Here is a 16,125-nt window from a genome sequence, read left to right as displayed (position 1 = left end):
GTCACCTCAGCTTCGGGTCGAGGGCGTCGCGGACCGCGTCGCCGAGCATGATGAACGCCAGGACCGTGAGGGCGAGGGCGCCCGAGGGCCACAGGAGGGCGTGCGGGGCGTTGCGGATGTAGGGGGAGGCGGCGGAGATGTCGATGCCCCAGGAGACGGTCGGCGGCTTCAGGCCCACGCCCAGGTAGGACAGCGTCGCCTCCAGCGCGATGTACGTGCCGAGCGCGATGGTCGCGACGACGATCACCGGGGCGACCGCGTTCGGGGTGATGTGGCGCAGCAGGAGCCGGGAGTTGGTGGCGCCCAGGGCGCGGGCGGCCTGGACGTAGTCGTTCTGTTTGGCGGTGATCACCGAGCCGCGCGCGATGCGGGAGATCTGGGGCCAGCCCAGCAGCACCATGAACCCGATGACCGGCCAGACCGTGTTGCTGGTCACCACGGACAGGAGCACCAGGCCGCCCAGGACGACCGGGATGGCGAAGAAGACGTCGGTGATGCGGGAGAGGACCGAGTCCCCCGCGCCGCCGAAGAAGCCCGCGAGGCCGCCCAGCACGCTGCCCAGGAGGGCGACGCCGAGGGTGGCCAGGACGCCGACCTCGACGGACGTACGGGCGCCGTAGACGACGCGGGTGTAGACGTCGCAGCCCTGGCCGTCGAAGCCGAACGGGTGGCCCGGCTGGGAGCCTTCCTGGGCCTTGGCGAGGTCGCACTTGAGGGGGCTCAGCCAGGTGATGGCCCCGGGCCACAGGGAGATGAAGACCAGGAAGAGGATGACCAGGGCGGAGACGATGAACACCGGGTTGCGGCGCAGGTCGCGCCAGGCGTCCGACCAGAGGGAGCGGGCCCGTCCGCCGGAGGCGGCTGATGAATACTGCTCCGACGGGCCGGTGCCGAGCGGGCCGCCGGGGGCCCGTCCGCCGGAGGCGGCTGATGGATGCTGCTCGAGGGTCTCCCCCTCCGCCGTGGCCAGGTCCATCCCGCCGCCCATGCCGGTGTCGGCGATGGCGCCGTCCTCCGGGGTGCGGCCCGCGCCCGGCAGGTGCTGCTCGGGCGGCATCGGCTCAGGCATAGCGGATCCTCGGGTCGAGTACGGCGTACAGGAGGTCGACGAGCAGGTTCGCCACCAGGAAGACCAGGACGAGGACGGTCACGAAGCCGACGACGGTCTGGGTGTTCTGCCGCAGGATGCCCTGGTAGAGCTGGAAGCCGACGCCGTGGATGTTGAAGATGCGCTCGGTGACGATCGCGCCGCCCATCAGGGCGCCGATGTCGGTGCCGATGAACGTGACCACGGGGATGAGGGAGTTGCGCAGCAGGTGCCGGGTGACGACCCGGTGGCGCGGCAGCCCCTTGGCGACGGCCGTACGGACGTAGTCGGACCGCTTGTTCTCCGCGATGGAGGTGCGGGTGAGGCGGGTGACGTAGGCCAACGACACGGAGGCCAGCACCAGGCCCGGCACGATCAGTTCGCCGAAGGCGGCCTCCGAGGAGACCGACGGTTTGATCCAGCCCCACTCGACGCCGAGCAGCAGTTGCAGCAGCAGACCGGTGACGAAGGTGGGGACGGAGATCACCACGAGGGTGAGCAGCAGGACCCCGGTGTCCTCGGGCCGGCCCCGGCGCAGGCCCGTGACGACGCCCAGGGTGATGCCGATGACGATCTCGAAGAGGATCGCCACGATCGTCAGCCGGATGGTGACCGGGAACGCCGACGCCATCAGCTCGGTGACCGGCTGGCCGTTGAACGCCGTACCGAAGTCTCCGGTGAAGACGTTCCCCATGTAGGTCAGGTACTGCTGCCAGACCGGCTTGTCGAGGCCGAACTCCTTCTCCAACTGGGCGGCGGTGGCCGGATCGCACTGCCGGTCACCGCACAGGCCCGCGACGGGGTCGCCCATCACGTTCACCATCAGGAAGATCAGCAGCGTGGCGCCGATGAACACCGGGATCATCTGGAGCAGCCGCCGGATCACGTACCGGCCCACGGCGGGTCAGCTGACCTTGATCTCGTTGTAGACCGGGACGGAGAACGGGTTGAGCTTGACGTTCGAGAGCCGCTCCGTGTAGCCGGCGCTGCCGTTCTGGTACCAGAGCGGGATGGCCGCCATGTTGTCGCGGACGACCTCCGCGGCCTTCTGGAAGGTCTCCACCGCCTTCGCTGTGTCGGTCTCGGCGTTGGCCTGGTTCACGAGCGTGTCGAAGTCCTTGTTGGACCACTTGCCGTCGTTGGAGGAGGCGTTGGTGTAGTAGAGCGGCTGGAGGAAGTTCTGGACGAGGGGGTAGTCCATCTGCCACCCCGCCCGGAACGGGCCGCTCAGCTTGTGGCCGCCGATCTGGTTGCGGAAGTCGGCGAAGGTGCCGACCGGGTTGGCGACGCAGGCCTTGTCGTTGCCGAGCGCGTTGTTGATCGAGTTGCAGACCGCGTCGACCCACTGTTTGTGCGAGCCGGTGTCCGCGTTGTATGTGATTTTGACCTGGCCGCCGGGGAGGCCGCCGCCCTCCTGGATCAGCTTCTTCGCCGCCGCCGGGTCGTAGTCGCAGGCGTCCCCGCACAGACCTTCCTTGTAGCCGCCGTCCTCGCCGAGCACCGGTGAAGTCCAGTCGGTGGCCGGGGTGCGGGTCTTCTGGAAGATCGTCTCGGTGATCTGCTTACGGTCGATCGCGCGGGAGAGACCGGTACGGACCTTGTCCGACCCCGACTTGTTCCAGTCCGGGTCGTAGTAGGGGAAGGCCAGGGTCTGGATGATGCCGGCGGGGGTGCTGAGGTAGCGGCCGCCGAGGTCGCTCTTGACGTTCTTGAGCTGTGCGGCGGGCACGTCGTCGACCAGGTCGAGGTTGCCGGCCATCAGGTCGGTGTAGGCGGTGTTGTTGTCGGTGTAGACCTTCAGGGTCACGCCGCTGTTCTGCGCCTTGTCCGTGCCGGGGTAGCCGTCCCACTTCTTCAGGACCATCTGGGACCCCTTGGTATAGGAGTCGATCGTGTACGGCCCGTTTCCGATCGGTTTCTTGAGCCAGCCGGCGTGGTCGGTGAAGAAGGACTGGGGCAGGGGGGCGTAGGCGGGGTAGCCGAGGACGTCCGGGAAGGTGGAGAACTTCTGCGTGAGCCGGACGGTGAAGGTCTTGTCGTTCACGACCTCGAGCCCGGCGAGGGTGTCGGCGCTCTGCGCGGCGCCGTCCGCCGGGTGGGTCTTGGTGTAGCCGTCGATGTACTCGAAGAAGTACGCGTTCTTCTGGTTGTTCTTCAGGCTCGCGCCGTAGTTCCAGGCGTCGACGAAGGATTTCGACGTCACTTTTTCGCCATTGCTGAACGTCCAGCCGTCCTTGACGGTGATCGTGAAGGTCTGGGAGTCCGTGGTGTCGATCTTCTCGGCGAGCATGTCCTCGGCCGCGCCGGTCTCCGGGTTGTACTTCTTCAGGCTGCGAAACACCATGTCAAGGACCTTGCCGCCCTGCACCTCGTTGGTGTTGGCGGGCTCCAGGGGGTTCTGCGGGTCACCCCAGGAGGAGCTGAGCACCGCGCCGCCGTCGCCGCCCCCGCTGCCACTCCCGCCACCCCCGCAGGCGGTGGCCGCGAGCACTGCCGCCGCCGCACAGGCGGCCCACTTGGCGTGCGTGGCTCCACGCATGGATGCCTCCTCATTGACAGCTCTTTACCTGCCCGATCCGTTAACGGTCAATATCAACTCAAAAGACGCGTGGTGCACACGGACCGCGCCCAACGGAGGCCGCCGGAGGGCTGTTCGGGGGATGGCGGACGGATGGCGCAAGAGTGGCGCGCGGAGACAGCAGGTTCCTGCTGGGGGGTCGAAAAGGATCTTCCGCCCAGGTCACAATGGATCTACTCTTCAGTAGGCAACGGGTCGCCGCGATCCGATGCCGAACCGTTGGTATGCGTCCACACGATGTACGCATTCCGACACCGAGGCATCCGGATATCGAACTCGTTGCCCGTTTCGCCCTGTTGGCCCGAATTTGGACACAGGACGATTACGGCGCGCTACACGCGTAGCTACGGTAGAGTCAAGTGAAGGTAAAGAAGGTAAAGAGAAGACCAAGGCAGACCAGAATTTATTGACCTTGAACGAATTACGTTGAAAAAGTCCCGCGTAGCCCGTAGGGAGTGCCCTGCGGAGTCATCAGACCCTCCCTTGGGCCAGGAGCACCATGACCCCCCCAACTCCATCAGCGGCTGCCCCGCTTGAGGTGACCGACGAGAGCGTCGCGAAGTCGACAACTTCCGACGCCCCGAAGGCCAACGAGAGCCGGTCTCCCGGGCGACTGGCATGGAAGCGCTTCAAGCGCGACCGCACCGGCGTCATATCCGCCTATGTCGTGATCTTCTTCTTCGTGATCGCGATCGCCGCTCCGCTGATCGCCAAGCTGTACGGCAAGGACCCCTACACGACGTACGCGAGCCAGCGTCCGGAACTGCTGAACCCCTTCGCCTACCCGGCCGGTCCGAACGGCGGCATGAGCTCCGAGTTCTGGTTCGGCGTCGAGCCCCAGCTCGGCCGCGACGTCTTCACGTTCCTGCTGTACGGCATCCGGACGTCGCTCGGCATCGCGGTCGCGGCCACCCTGCTGACCACGGTCGTCGGCGTCGTCGTCGGCATCACCGCCGGCTACCTGGGCGGCCGGACCGACTACCTCGTCGGCCGGATCATCGACATCCTGCTGTCCTTCCCGTCCACGCTCTTCTTCATCGCCTTCATGCCGGTCGTCTACGGCGTGTTCGTCGCCGCCGACGAGGACGTACCGACCTCGCTGCGCGCCACCTGCCTGATCCTCGTCCTCTCCGCCTTCGGCTGGGCCTCCATCGCCCGGCTGCTGCGCGGCCAGGTACTCGGGCTGCGCGAACGGGAGTTCGTGGAGGCGGCCAAGGTCACGGGCGCATCACCGCGACGCATCGTCTTCAAAGAGCTACTGCCGAACCTGTGGACCCCGATCATCATCCAGTCCACGCTGATGCTTCCGGCCTACGTCACCGCGGAGGCGGGTCTCGCTTTCCTCGGCGTCGGGATCATCGACCCGACGCCGGACTGGGGCGTCATGATCCAGCGAGGCGCCACGTTCTACACCGAGGACATCACGTTCATGCTCTTCCCGGGCCTGTCGATGGTGATCTTCGTCCTCGCCTTCAACCTGCTCGGCGACTCGGTGCGTGACGCACTCGACCCGAAGTCCAAGCGGTAATCACAGCGCCATCCCCGGCCAGGTTCAACGACGTCCGGCTGGTTTCTTCGTCCCGACTGACCTCGACAGGCAGGCTCACCATGTCCTTTTCCCGTAGAAACTTCATGATCGCCACCGGCGTCGCCGCGGCCTCCACCACGGTGCTGTCCGCGTGCAGCAGCAGCTCCGGCAGCGGCACCGCGAAGGACGACGCCCCCAAGGTCAGCGGCTCGAAGACCACCGAGATCCCGGTCGGCACGAAGGCCGACTCCACCGGCCCGGCGCCGGAGGTCAAGGGCGCGGTCAAGGGCGGGACGATCTACTCGCTCGACCAGTTCGACATGGACCACCTGGACCCGGCGCAGATCTACGTGTCGACCGAGGGCGCCATCACCCGTCCGATCTCGCGTGGTCTGACCGGCTACAAGATCGACGAGAAGGGTGGCTGCATCCTCGTCGGCGACGCCGCGACCGACGCCGGCACGATGAAGGACGGCGGCAAGACCTGGACCTTCACGCTGAAGGACGGCGTGAAGTGGGAGGACGGCTCCGACCTCGCCACGACCGACGTCAAGCACACCTTCGAGCGCCTCTTCGCGGCCTTCGTCACCGAGGGTCCCCGCTACGTCCAGCAGTTCCTGGTGGGTGGCGACAAGTACAAGGGCCCGTACGAGGGCAAGAGCCTCGCCTCCATCGAGATCGATGGCAAGACCGTCACCTTCCGCCTCAACGAAGCCCGCACGGACTTCAACTACACGCTCGCGATGCCCGGTTACGGTCTCGTGCCGAAGGCGAAGGACACCAAGGAGAAGTACGACAAGCAGCCGTTCTCCTGCGGTCCGTACCGGATCGGCAACCGCAGCATCGGCAAGTCGATGACCTACGTGCGCAACGACCACTGGGACCCGAAGACCGACTCGATCCGTAACGCCTACCCGGACAAGTTCGTCTTCCAGTTCGGCTACGAGCTGCTCGCGTCGACCGACCGCTACATCGCGGACTCGGGCAACGACCAGTACTCGATGTCGATCTTCAACGAGGTCGCGCCGGAGCGCATAGCCCAGGTGCTCACCAACGCCAAGCTGAAGAAGCGCGTCCTGACGCAGGTCGACACGGTCACCTACTACTGGCCGATCAACATGACCCGCATCAAGGACCTCAAGGTCCGCCAGGCCATCAACTACGCGTGGCCGCACCAGCAGCTCCAGACCGTCCGCGGCGGTGTCTCCACCAGCGAGATCGCCACCACCGTCCTCAGCCCGGTGACCCCCGGCTACACCAAGTTCGACCTGTACGGCGTGGACAAGAAGCCGGGCGGCGACGCCGCGAAGGCCAAGGCCCTGCTGAAGGAGGCCGGCAAGGTCGGCCAGAAGCTGGTCATCGCCTACCAGCAGTCGGACAACGCGGTGAAGAGCGCGGTCGCCATCAAGAACGCGCTGGAAGAGGCCGGCTTCACGGTCGTCAACAAGCAGGTCGACAAGTCGACCTTCTACACCCAGATCGGTAAGATCGACAACGACTTCGACCTGTTCGCGGCCGGCTGGAGCCCGGACTGGCCGGGCGGCTACTCGGTCTTCTACCCCTGCTGGAGCGGCAAGAACATCGGCGACGGCCGCAGCAACTACGCGCAGCTCAACGACCCGAGCGTCAACAAGGCGATCGACGCCGCCTCGAAGATCGCGGACGTCGAGGAGGCCAACAAGGCCTGGGGCAACATCGACCGCATGGTCATGGAGCTCGCGGCGGTCGTGCCCGACTACCACTCCATCCGCAACTGGATGTACGGATCCAAGGTCGGCAACGTCGTGTACGACGGCGGCAACACCTGCGTCGCGCTGTGCAAGCTCTACGCGATGAAGTAGTCGCGGCACACCCATCCGGGGGCGGCCATTCATATGGCCGCCCCCTGCGGCCCACCCCCCTCAGCCTCCCGGCGACGGCGCCCCGTCCGGAAAGTCACGCCTCATGCTCCGCTTCCTTGTCCGCCGAGTCATCGGCGCGCTGGCCATCCTCCTGATCATCAGCGCCGTCACCTTCTGGCTCTTCTACGCCGTGCCACGTGACCCCGCCATGATGTCCTGCGGCAAGAACTGCACGCCGGACGTCCTCGCCCAGATCCGGCACAACCTGGGCATCGACAAGCCGATGCCCGTCCAGTTCTGGCTGTGGCTCGTGGGCGTCTTCGCCGGCCGTAACTACCCCGGCTACGACTACTGCAACGCCCCCTGCCTCGGCTACTCCTTCGCCAACCGCGAGCCGGTCTTCGGCACGATCATGGACCGGCTGCCGACGACCCTGTCGCTCGCCTTCGGCGCGGCCGTCGTCTTCCTGATCCTCGGTGTCGGCGCGGGCATGCTCGCGGCCCTCAAGCAGGGCAAGGCCCTCGACAAGTTCGCCAGCTCGGCGTCGCTGCTCGGGTCCTCGCTGCAGATCTACTTCATCGGCTACATCGCGATGTTCTTCTTCGTCGCGAAGCTGGGCATCATGGACCAGCCGTCCTACACCCCCCTCACCGACGACCCGGTCGCCTGGTTCTCGGGACTGCTGCTGCCCTGGCTGACCCTTGCCATCATCTTCACCGCCAACTACACGCGTATGACCCGCTCCCAGCTCGTGGAGCAACTCAGCGAGGACTACGTCCGTACGGCCCGGGCCAAGGGCCTGTCGCAGGCGAACGTGTTCTTCCGGTTCGCCTGGCGAGGCGCGATGGGCCCCATCGTCACGGTGTTCGGCATCGACCTGGGCACGCTCATCGGCGGCGCGATCATCACCGAGTCGACGTTCAGCCTGCAGGGCGTCGGCCGGCTCGCGGTCAAGTCCGTGGACCAGAGCGACCTGCCCATGCTGCTGGGCGTGACCGTCCTGGCCGCCGGTGCGATCGTGTTCTTCAACATCATCGTCGATGCCGTCTACGCCCTCATCGACCCGCGGATCCGGCTCGCCTGACCTCCGCCAAGCCCCCTACCTCTCGCATCACCCCCCAGGAGCGTCCCCGTGACGAGCACCGATCAGCAGCCCTTCCTGTCCGTCAGGGACCTGAAAGTCCATTTCTCCACCGAGGACGGCATCGTCAAGGCCGTCGACGGGCTCTCCTTCGACGTGCTGAAGGGCAAGACGCTCGGCATCGTGGGCGAGTCGGGTTCCGGCAAGTCGGTCACCAATCTGGCCATTCTGGGTCTGCACGACCGCGACCGCACGGCGATCGAGGGCGAGATCCTGCTGGACGGCAAGGAGTTGCTGACCGCTTCCGAAAAGGAACTCGAGCGGCTGCGCGGCAACAAGATGGCGATGATCTTCCAGGACGCGCTGGCCTCGCTGTCGCCGTACCACACGGTCGGCAAGCAGATCAGTGAGACCTACCGCAAGCACACGGGCTGCTCCAAGCAGGAGGCCCGGACGCGTGCCATCGAGATGCTGCGGCGGGTCGGGATCCCGCAGGCGGAGACCCGGGTGGACGACTACCCGCACCTGTTCTCCGGCGGTATGCGCCAGCGCGCGATGATCGCGATGGCGCTGGTCTGCGACCCGGAGCTGCTGATCGCCGACGAGCCGACCACGGCCCTCGACGTGACGGTCCAGGCCCAGATCATGGACCTGCTGAAGGATCTCCAGCAGGAGTTCGGCACGGCCATCATCTTCATCACGCACGACCTGGGCGTCATCGCGGACATCGCCGACGACGTCCTGGTGATGTACGGCGGCCGGTGCGTGGAGCGCGGCACCAAGCGGGAGGTGCTGCAGTCTCCGCAGCACCCCTACACCCTCGGCCTGCTCAGCTCGATGCCGAGCCTGGACCACCCGGTGGACGTGCCGCTGAACCCGATCCCGGGTTCGCCGCCCTCGCTGCTGAACCCGCCCTCGGGCTGCCGCTTCCACCCGCGGTGCACCTTCGCCGAGAAGGTCGAGGGGGGTCTGTGCGCCAAGGAGCAGCCGCCGCTGCAGATCACCGACGGCCGGGGTTCCGCCTGCCACCTGACCTCCGCGCAGCGCGCGGAGTACTTCACCGACCTCGCCGGCAGCGCCGCGAACTGACGTACAAGAGACGGGATTTCACCACCATGAGCAGCACCACTCCCCTCCTGGACGTCTCCGGGCTCACCAAGCACTTCCCCATCAAGGGCGGCTTCCCGATCCGGCGTACGGTCGGTGCCGTGCAGGCCGTCGACGGGCTGGACTTCCAGGTCGCCGAGGGCGAGAGCCTGGGCCTGGTCGGCGAGTCCGGCTGCGGCAAGTCGACGACGGGCCGGCTGATCACCCGTCTGCTGGAGCCGACGGGCGGGCAGATCTCGTACCGCGGCCAGGACATCACGCACGCGGGCCGCAAACAGTTGGCGCCGATCCGGTCCGAGATCCAGATGATCTTCCAGGACCCGTACGCGTCGCTGAACCCGCGCCAGACCGTCGGCAAGATCATCTCCGGGCCGATGGAGATCAACGACGTCAACCCGGCGGGCGGCCGCGAGGCGCGCGTCCGGGAACTGCTGGAGATCGTCGGTCTCAACCCGGAGCACTACAACCGCTTCCCGCACGAGTTCTCCGGCGGCCAGCGCCAGCGCATCGGCGTGGCAAGGGCGCTGGCCCTCGAACCGAAGCTGATCGTGGCCGACGAGCCGGTGTCGGCCCTGGACGTGTCGATCCAGGCGCAGGTCGTCAACCTGCTGCAGAAGGTGCAGCGGGACCTGGGCATCGCGTTCGTCTTCATCGCCCACGACCTGGCCGTCGTACGGCACTTCTCGCAGCGCGTCGCGGTCATGTACCTCGGCAAGATCGTCGAGATCGCCGACCGCGACGACCTGTACGGCAACCCGCGCCACCCCTACACCCGGGCGCTGCTGTCGGCGGTGCCCGAGGCCACGGTGCGGGACGAGGACGCCCCGGCTTCCGACCGCATCCGCCTCGTCGGCGACGTGCCCTCGCCCATCAACCCGCCCTCCGGCTGCCGCTTCCGCACCCGCTGCTGGAAGGCGACGGAGAAGTGTGCGACCGAGGCCCCGCCGCTGGTCCAGGTCGAGGGCAACAAGTCCGGCCACCTGACGGCCTGCCACTACCCGGAGACGGCGGACACCACGACCACGGTCCCGTCCCCCCGCCTCTCCAAGGACGACGCCGAGGCGACGTCCTGACCCACCCCCATGAGCGAAGGCCCGCGTCCACCCCGGCGCGGGCCTTCGCTTGTTCCTCCTGACTCCGGATCGGCCCTGTGGCTACCCTCAAGCCATGGACTACGCGAAGATGCGGACGATCGCCGAGGAGCTCACGGCGTATGCGGAGCATCTGGAAGGGTCCTGGACCGTCGAGATCGGGCCTTCCGGGCCGTTCCTCGCCATGAGCAGCCCTTCGAAGCGCCGTCAGGGCACGGTTCGGCGTATTTGCAAGCAGTTGGACGAGCAGCTCCTCTCCACGCACCCCGGCTACATCTGCGCGAACGGCCCCGATATCGAGCACCCCTCGATCGGCAGGATGCGGCGTCCGGATGCCGTCGTGATCCCTGAAGCCGTGCTCGACGAGGAAGGCCTCGCGGTCGACGCGACGCAGGTGCTGGCGGTCGTCGAGATCGTCTCCCCGTCCAACCCCGGCAACGACTACGGCGACAAGCTCGCCGAGTACCCCGCGATGGGCATCGCCCTCTATCTGATCGTCGATCCCCGCACCGGCACCATCGAGGTGCACTCCGACCCCTGCAAGGACCGCTACCAGCACAAGGACCCGTACATTTTCGGGGACACGGTGCCTTTCGGGCCGTGGACTCTGGAGACCGCTGCCTTTCTCCGTTACGGAAAGCCGCGGCCCTAGGCACAAGAGCCTGTCCGGTGCGTCCGTGCACGATCCATGCGCCAGCCGAACAGTCCGCGCGCACAGTGGTGACTCGCGTGGTTCGAGGTACGGGGGTACGGCATGGAGATCCAGTTGTTGGGGTGTGTCGAGGCGCGGGCCCGGGCCGGGGGCAAGATGCCGCTTCCGCATGGGACGAAGTTGCTGCTGGCGGCGCTGGCCTGGACGCCCGGGGCCTTCGTGGCCGACGAGGTGCTGATCGAGCGGGTGTGGCAGGAGCGGCGGCCGCAGCATCCGCGGGACGCGCTGTACATCCAGGCCACCCGGCTGCGGAAGGCACTGCGGGCCGACGGGCAGCGCGAAGACGGGTTCGAACTGGCCCGGAAGCGGGGCGGGTACGTGCTCGCGATCGACGAGGAGAGCGTGGACACCGCGCGGTTCCGGGGGCTGGTCCGGCAGGCGCAGCAGGCCGCCCGCACCGGGGAGACCGACACCGCCCTCTGCCTCTACGGGCGGGCCCTGGAGCTGTGGCGGGGCGAGCCGCTGTCCGACGTGCGCACGGCCTGGGCGGAGTCGGCGCGGGTGGCGCTGCGGCGCGAGCACCGTGAGGCGCTGGTCGGCAGCACGGAGCTGCACCTGCGGGCGGGGCGGCACGAGGAGTGCCTGCCGCAGTTGCAGTGGCTGGCCGACATGCACCCCTTCGACGAGAAGGTCGCGGGCCTGCTGATGCTCGCCCTGCACCGCGCCGGACGTCCGGCGGACGCGCTGGACTGCTTCCAGGTGCTGCGCATGCGGATGGTCGACCTGCTCGGGTGCGAGCCGGGGCCGGAGCTGCGGTCCCTCCAGGAACGCGTCCTCGCCCGCGATCACCGGCTGCTGCTCCCCAGCACGTACGCGGCGGCCGCCTGCTGATCCCGGCGGCCGGCATCTGACGTCTGACGGCTGCCGTCGGACGTCAGCCGTCGAAGTGTTCCGTCAGGTACAGGGTGAGGCGGGACTCCGCGTCCGGGGGGAGTTCGCGGTGGCGGTGGTGGGGGAGGGGGGTGCCGGGCGGGCGGGGGGTGTCCAGCGTCTCGTACAGGTCCTTCGCCGCCGTGCGGGCCTCGTGGGCGCGGGCGGTGTCGCCGTCGGCCTCGTGGGCGGTGGCCAGGGCCGCCGTCGCGTGGGCGTGCAGGAGGCGTTGGCCGGAGCCGCGGGCCAGGGTGAGCGCCCGGGTGGCGGCGGTGCGGGCCTCGGCGGGGGCGCCGGTGTCCAGGAGGGTCAGGGCGGTGGTGAGGTGGACGCGCGGGAGGGTGAGCGGGTTGCCGTCGGCCGCTAGGCCCTCGGCGCGCTCCAGGTGGTCCAGGGCGTCGGCGGGGCGGCCCTGGGCGCGGGCCAGGTCGGCGCGGGCCAGCAGGACTTCGACGAGGCCCGAGCGGTGGCCGGTGCGCTCGGCGATCTCGAAGGCGGCGTCGAGGTGCCCGGCCGTCTCGTCGGCACGGCCCGAGCGCAGTTTCACGGAGGCGATCCCGACCAGGCTGTCGACCTGGCAGTTGCGGTTCTCCACCCGTCGGGACACGGCGAGAGCGTCCTCGTAGGCGAGCAGCGCGCGGTCGTCCCGGCCGGCGTCGGCGCGGACCCGGCCCAGCGCCTCCAGGGCCACGGCCTCGGTGTAGGTGGAGCCGGATTCCCGGCAGACGAGGATGCAGGCCCGCAGCGCCGCCGTCGCCTCGTCGAGCCGGGCCTGCTTCTGCCGGATCAGGGCGAGGTTGACGAGGGCCATCGCGCGGTTGTGGCCGACGGTGTCGCCGATCAGGTCGAGGGCCGCGCACGCCGCCTCCTCGGCCGCGTCCAGACGGCCCAGGGTGTGGTTCAGGGACGCCGTGTTGATCAGCATGATCTCCACGTTCTTGACGTTGCCCAGGGTGCGGTAGAGCGCGAGGGCGCGGTCGTAGCAGGGCAGCGCGCGGCGCAGCTCGCCCAGCAGTTTGAGGGTGACGCCCTTGCCCTGGAGGCTGCCGGCCTCGCCGTACGCCCAGCCGGCCCGGCGCGCCAGCTCCTCCGCCGCCTCGTACTCCACCAGCGCGCCCCGCAGGTCGCCGTCGCGCCAGCGGGCGGTGCCCAGGGACAGGCACATCGAGGCCTGGCCGACCTCGTCCCCGCTGCGCTGCGCCACCTTGCAGGCGAGGGTGCCCAGCCGCATCCAGTCGGACAGCGGACGGCGGTGGTGGAAGAGGTCCTGGAGCGCGTCCACCAGCCACCACACGTACGGCGCGGGGCCGTGCTCGGCGGCGTGGCCGATCGCGGCGGCGATGTCGTCCCACTCGGCGTCGAACCAGGCGTACGCCTCCTCGGTCGTGCCGAACTCCCGTGGCAGGGAGCCCTCGACGGCGTCCGGGCGGGTGCGCATGACGTACAGGCCGGCCGTGGCGGCGGCGTTGACGACGCTCTGGAGATAGTGGTCGAGGATCCGGGTGACGGCGGCGGCCCGCTCCTCGGGGGCGTCCTCGGCGGCGGTGCGGTCGCGGGCGTACTCGTGCACGAGGTCGTGCCAGGCCGGGCGGCCGTGCTCGACGTCGCGCAGCAGGTGCACGCGCTGGGCCAGCCGCAGCAGATCGGCGAGGCCGCGCTCGTCGAGCCCGGCGGCAGCGGCGGCGGCCGGGACCGAACGGCCGGTGCCCGGCAGGACGCCCAGGCAGCGGAAGGCGCGCCGGGCCTCGTCGGGCAGCGCCGCGTAGGACAGGTCGAGCGCGGCCCGTACGGCGACGGACTCCTCGCCCTCGACGTGCAGCCGGGCCAGCCGGCCCCGGTCGGCGAGGTCTCGGACGTAGGCGCGGATGCTGCCGGGCCGGTCGCCGATCCAGGAGCCCGCGACGCACAGGGCGAGCGGCAGGCGGTCGCAGAGTTCGACGAGCCGGGCCGCGGCCTCCGGATCGGCGGCCACGGCCGCCGCGCCGACCGCGCCGCTGATCAGCTCCAGTGCGGCGGCGCTGTCGAGGACGTCGCAGGAGACCCGGTAGGCGCCGTCCAGGGTGACCAGGCCGCTGAGCTTGTCACGGCTCGTCACCAGCGTCAGGGAGCCCGCCGAGGCGGGCAGCAGCCGCCGTACGTACGACGCGTCGGCCACGTCGTCCAGGACGACCAGTACCCGGCGGTCCGCCAGCAGCGTCCGGTACAGCGCGGTCTGGGCCTCGGCGCCCAGCGGGATGTCGCGCGGGGCGCAGCCCAGGCCCTGGAGGAGCAGCGGCAGGGCCTCCTCGGGGGTCATCGGCTCGGCGTTGTCGAAGCCCCGCAGGTCGAGGAAGAGCTGGCCGTCGGGGAAGCGGTCGGCGACCCGGTGGGCCCAGTTCAGCGCGAGGGCGCTCTTGCCGACGCCCGCCGGTCCCACGATCAGGGCGAGCGGTTCGGCGGCGCGCAGACTGGCGTCGAGGAGGTCGAGTTCCCGGTCACGGCCGACGAACCTGCGGGGCGTGGGCGGGAGTTGACGCGGCACGGGCCGTTCGGCGGCGGAAACGGGGAGCGGGGCCGACTGCACCGCCGGACCGCTGCTTGAACCGCTGCCGCTGGTACCCGTACTGCTTCTGGTGCTCGTGCTGGTGCGGTCGCCTCGCAGCATGCGCTGTTGCAGGTTCCCGAGGTCGGCCGAGGGCTCCATGCCCAGTTCGTCGACCATGCGCCGGCGCAGCGCGGTGTACAGCTCCAGGGCCTCGGCGCTGCGGCCGTCCTGGTGCAGGGCGCGCATCAGCAGGCCGTGCGGGCGTTCGCGCAGCGGGTGGGCGGCAGTGAGCCGGAGGAGTTCGGCGATGGCCTCCCGGTGCCGGCCGGTCTCGATCTCCGCCTCGGCCATGCCCTCCCGGGCCACGAGGTGCAGTTCGCCGAGGCGTTGACACTCCGCCTCGCGCACGGCGACGTCCGACAGGTCGGCCAGCGGTTCGTCCCGCCACAGCGCGAGGGCCTGTTCACCGCAGCGGCGGGCCGTCCGCCACTCGCCGTCGGACGCGGCGCGCGAGCCGTCCCTGATGAGGTTCTCGAAGGCCAGCAGGTCGAGTTCGGCCGGGCCCGCGTGCATGACGTAGCCGGGCCGCCGGGTGGTCAGCAGCTCCGTCCCGGCCGGGCCGAGCGCGCGCCGCACCTCCGCCACGAGGGCCCGTACGCGGGCCGCGCCGGCGCCGGGCGGACGGTCGTCCCACAGGCACTGGATCAGCCGGTCGACGGAGACGACGTGGTTGGCGTGCAGCAGGAGCACCGCGCACAGCGCACGTTGCCGGCCGGTGAGGACGACGGCCCGTCCGTCGATCTCGACGTCCAGGGGTCCGAGCAGGCGGAACCGGGGCCGTGGGGAGAGCATTCACAGAACGTAGTCCAGGGGCGACGGCCAGGCAACGCCGACCCATGCCAAGGGGAACCCGCGGACCACCGGGGCGGCGGAATCCGGCCACCACCGGAGAACGGGGAGGAACGGGGGGACGGTGGGGATGAAGGCACCGGGTTCCGGTACGAGGCGGAAGCGGGGCGGGCGCCGCGTGTCCCCCGTCGGTCGCCCGCCCCGCATCACCAGTCTCGGCGAGCCGCCTTTCCGATGTCCTTCAACGGTCTTTCATCCGTCTTTCAGCACAGCGGTGAGCGGCCTGGTGCTCCCTGGGAGCCAGTGATCCCTAGGAGCCGGTCGTGCCGTCGATCAGTTCGCGCACGATGTCGAGGTGGCCGTTGTGCCGGGCCGTCTCCTCGATCAGGTGCAGGAGGATCCAGCGCAGGTCCACGTGCCGGCCGTCGCGCGTGACCCGCTGTGCCCTCGTGTCGAGGTCGTGCCCGGCGACCGACTTCCGGTACCGCTCGGCCTGTTCGGCGTACTCGCCGAGGAGCTGCGCCAGCGGGAAGTCGACGGCGACGCGCATCTCGCGGTCGGGGTCCTCGTCGGTCCACGGCCCCTCGTCCTCCTCGCCGAGGAACACGACCTGGAACCAGTAGTACTCGACCCAGCGGAGATGGCTGACCAGGCCGCTCGGGGTCATCAGCGGCGAGCCGGGCAGGGGCGCCTTGCGGGCGTCCGGGTCGGATAGGCCCTCGCACTTCACGCGGACGGTGTCCCGGGCGTAGTCGAGGAACGTGGTGAGCTGGGTGCGCTCGTCCCACGCGGTGGGCATGTCGTCTGTTCTCGTCATCGCGCCGAGCATGTACGGCCGTCGGACCGTTTGTCGAGGC

Annotated in this window: 12 protein-coding genes; 7 read left to right on the top strand and 5 right to left on the bottom strand. The window is 69.2% G+C overall.

Annotated elements, in window-relative coordinates; all coding sequences use genetic code 11:
* Window position 1: 1 nt before the first annotated feature.
* From OG352_RS28150 to OG352_RS28140, 3 genes are read right to left on the bottom strand one after another with little or no spacing between them, the layout of a single operon-like run.
* A complete protein-coding gene (locus OG352_RS28150; protein WP_329220734.1) occupies window positions 2-1,069 on the bottom strand; it encodes an ABC transporter permease in 1,068 nt (355 codons plus the stop codon).
* Entirely contained in the window at window positions 1,062-1,985 is a 924-nt protein-coding gene (locus OG352_RS28145) for an ABC transporter permease (RefSeq protein ID WP_329220733.1), read from the bottom strand. The genes OG352_RS28150 and OG352_RS28145 overlap by 8 nt, the downstream gene beginning before the upstream one ends.
* Window positions 1,986-1,991: 6 nt before the next feature.
* On the bottom strand, window positions 1,992-3,626 hold the full coding sequence (locus OG352_RS28140; protein ID WP_329220731.1) for a peptide ABC transporter substrate-binding protein: 1,635 nt from the start codon (window positions 3,624-3,626) through the stop codon (window positions 1,992-1,994).
* 577 nt (window positions 3,627-4,203) lie between these two features.
* On the opposite strand from OG352_RS28140, the gene OG352_RS28135 reads away from it, so the two are divergent.
* The 7 genes from OG352_RS28135 to OG352_RS28105 all read left to right on the top strand — a co-directional run bounded on the left by OG352_RS28135 (window position 4,204) and on the right by OG352_RS28105 (window position 11,856).
* Window positions 4,204-5,193 carry an ABC transporter permease gene (locus tag OG352_RS28135; RefSeq protein WP_329220729.1) on the top strand — a complete coding sequence of 330 codons (990 nt, stop codon included), beginning with the start codon at window positions 4,204-4,206 and terminating at the stop codon, window positions 5,191-5,193.
* 80 nt (window positions 5,194-5,273) lie between these two features.
* Window positions 5,274-7,034 (top strand): ABC transporter substrate-binding protein, encoded by a 1,761-nt coding sequence (locus OG352_RS28130; RefSeq protein ID WP_329220728.1) that lies wholly within the window; start codon window positions 5,274-5,276, stop codon window positions 7,032-7,034.
* 103 nt (window positions 7,035-7,137) lie between these two features.
* On the top strand, window positions 7,138-8,118 hold the full coding sequence (locus tag OG352_RS28125; RefSeq protein WP_329220727.1) for an ABC transporter permease: 981 nt from the start codon (window positions 7,138-7,140) through the stop codon (window positions 8,116-8,118).
* A 48-nt stretch (window positions 8,119-8,166) separates the two neighbouring features.
* A complete protein-coding gene (locus tag OG352_RS28120; RefSeq protein WP_329220726.1) occupies window positions 8,167-9,204 on the top strand; it encodes an ABC transporter ATP-binding protein in 1,038 nt (345 codons plus the stop codon).
* Window positions 9,205-9,230: 26 nt separating this feature from the next.
* Complete coding sequence (locus OG352_RS28115; RefSeq protein WP_329220725.1) at window positions 9,231-10,295, top strand: ABC transporter ATP-binding protein; 1,065 nt, start codon at window positions 9,231-9,233, stop codon at window positions 10,293-10,295.
* Between the two features lie 94 nt (window positions 10,296-10,389).
* Window positions 10,390-10,965 (top strand): Uma2 family endonuclease, encoded by a 576-nt coding sequence (locus OG352_RS28110; protein ID WP_329220723.1) that lies wholly within the window; start codon window positions 10,390-10,392, stop codon window positions 10,963-10,965.
* A 102-nt stretch (window positions 10,966-11,067) separates the two neighbouring features.
* Window positions 11,068-11,856: an AfsR/SARP family transcriptional regulator gene (locus OG352_RS28105; RefSeq protein WP_329220722.1), complete on the top strand. Its 789-nt coding sequence runs from the start codon at window positions 11,068-11,070 to the stop codon at window positions 11,854-11,856.
* Between the two features lie 43 nt (window positions 11,857-11,899).
* On the opposite strand, the gene OG352_RS28100 is transcribed toward OG352_RS28105, so the two are convergent.
* Both OG352_RS28100 and OG352_RS28095 read right to left on the bottom strand, forming a co-directional pair.
* Window positions 11,900-15,271: an AfsR/SARP family transcriptional regulator gene (locus OG352_RS28100; RefSeq protein WP_329220720.1), complete on the bottom strand. Its 3,372-nt coding sequence runs from the start codon at window positions 15,269-15,271 to the stop codon at window positions 11,900-11,902.
* Window positions 15,272-15,578: 307 nt separating this feature from the next.
* Window positions 15,579-16,085, bottom strand: coding sequence for a DinB family protein (locus OG352_RS28095; RefSeq protein WP_329220719.1), 507 nt, complete (start codon window positions 16,083-16,085; stop codon window positions 15,579-15,581).
* Between the last annotated feature and the right edge of the window lie 40 nt (window positions 16,086-16,125).

This window comes from Streptomyces sp. NBC_01485 (assembly GCF_036227125.1).
GTDB lineage: Bacteria > Actinomycetota > Actinomycetes > Streptomycetales > Streptomycetaceae > Streptomyces.
Note: the sequence above shows the minus strand (reverse complement) of the source record. Positions and strands in the feature narration are given on the sequence as shown.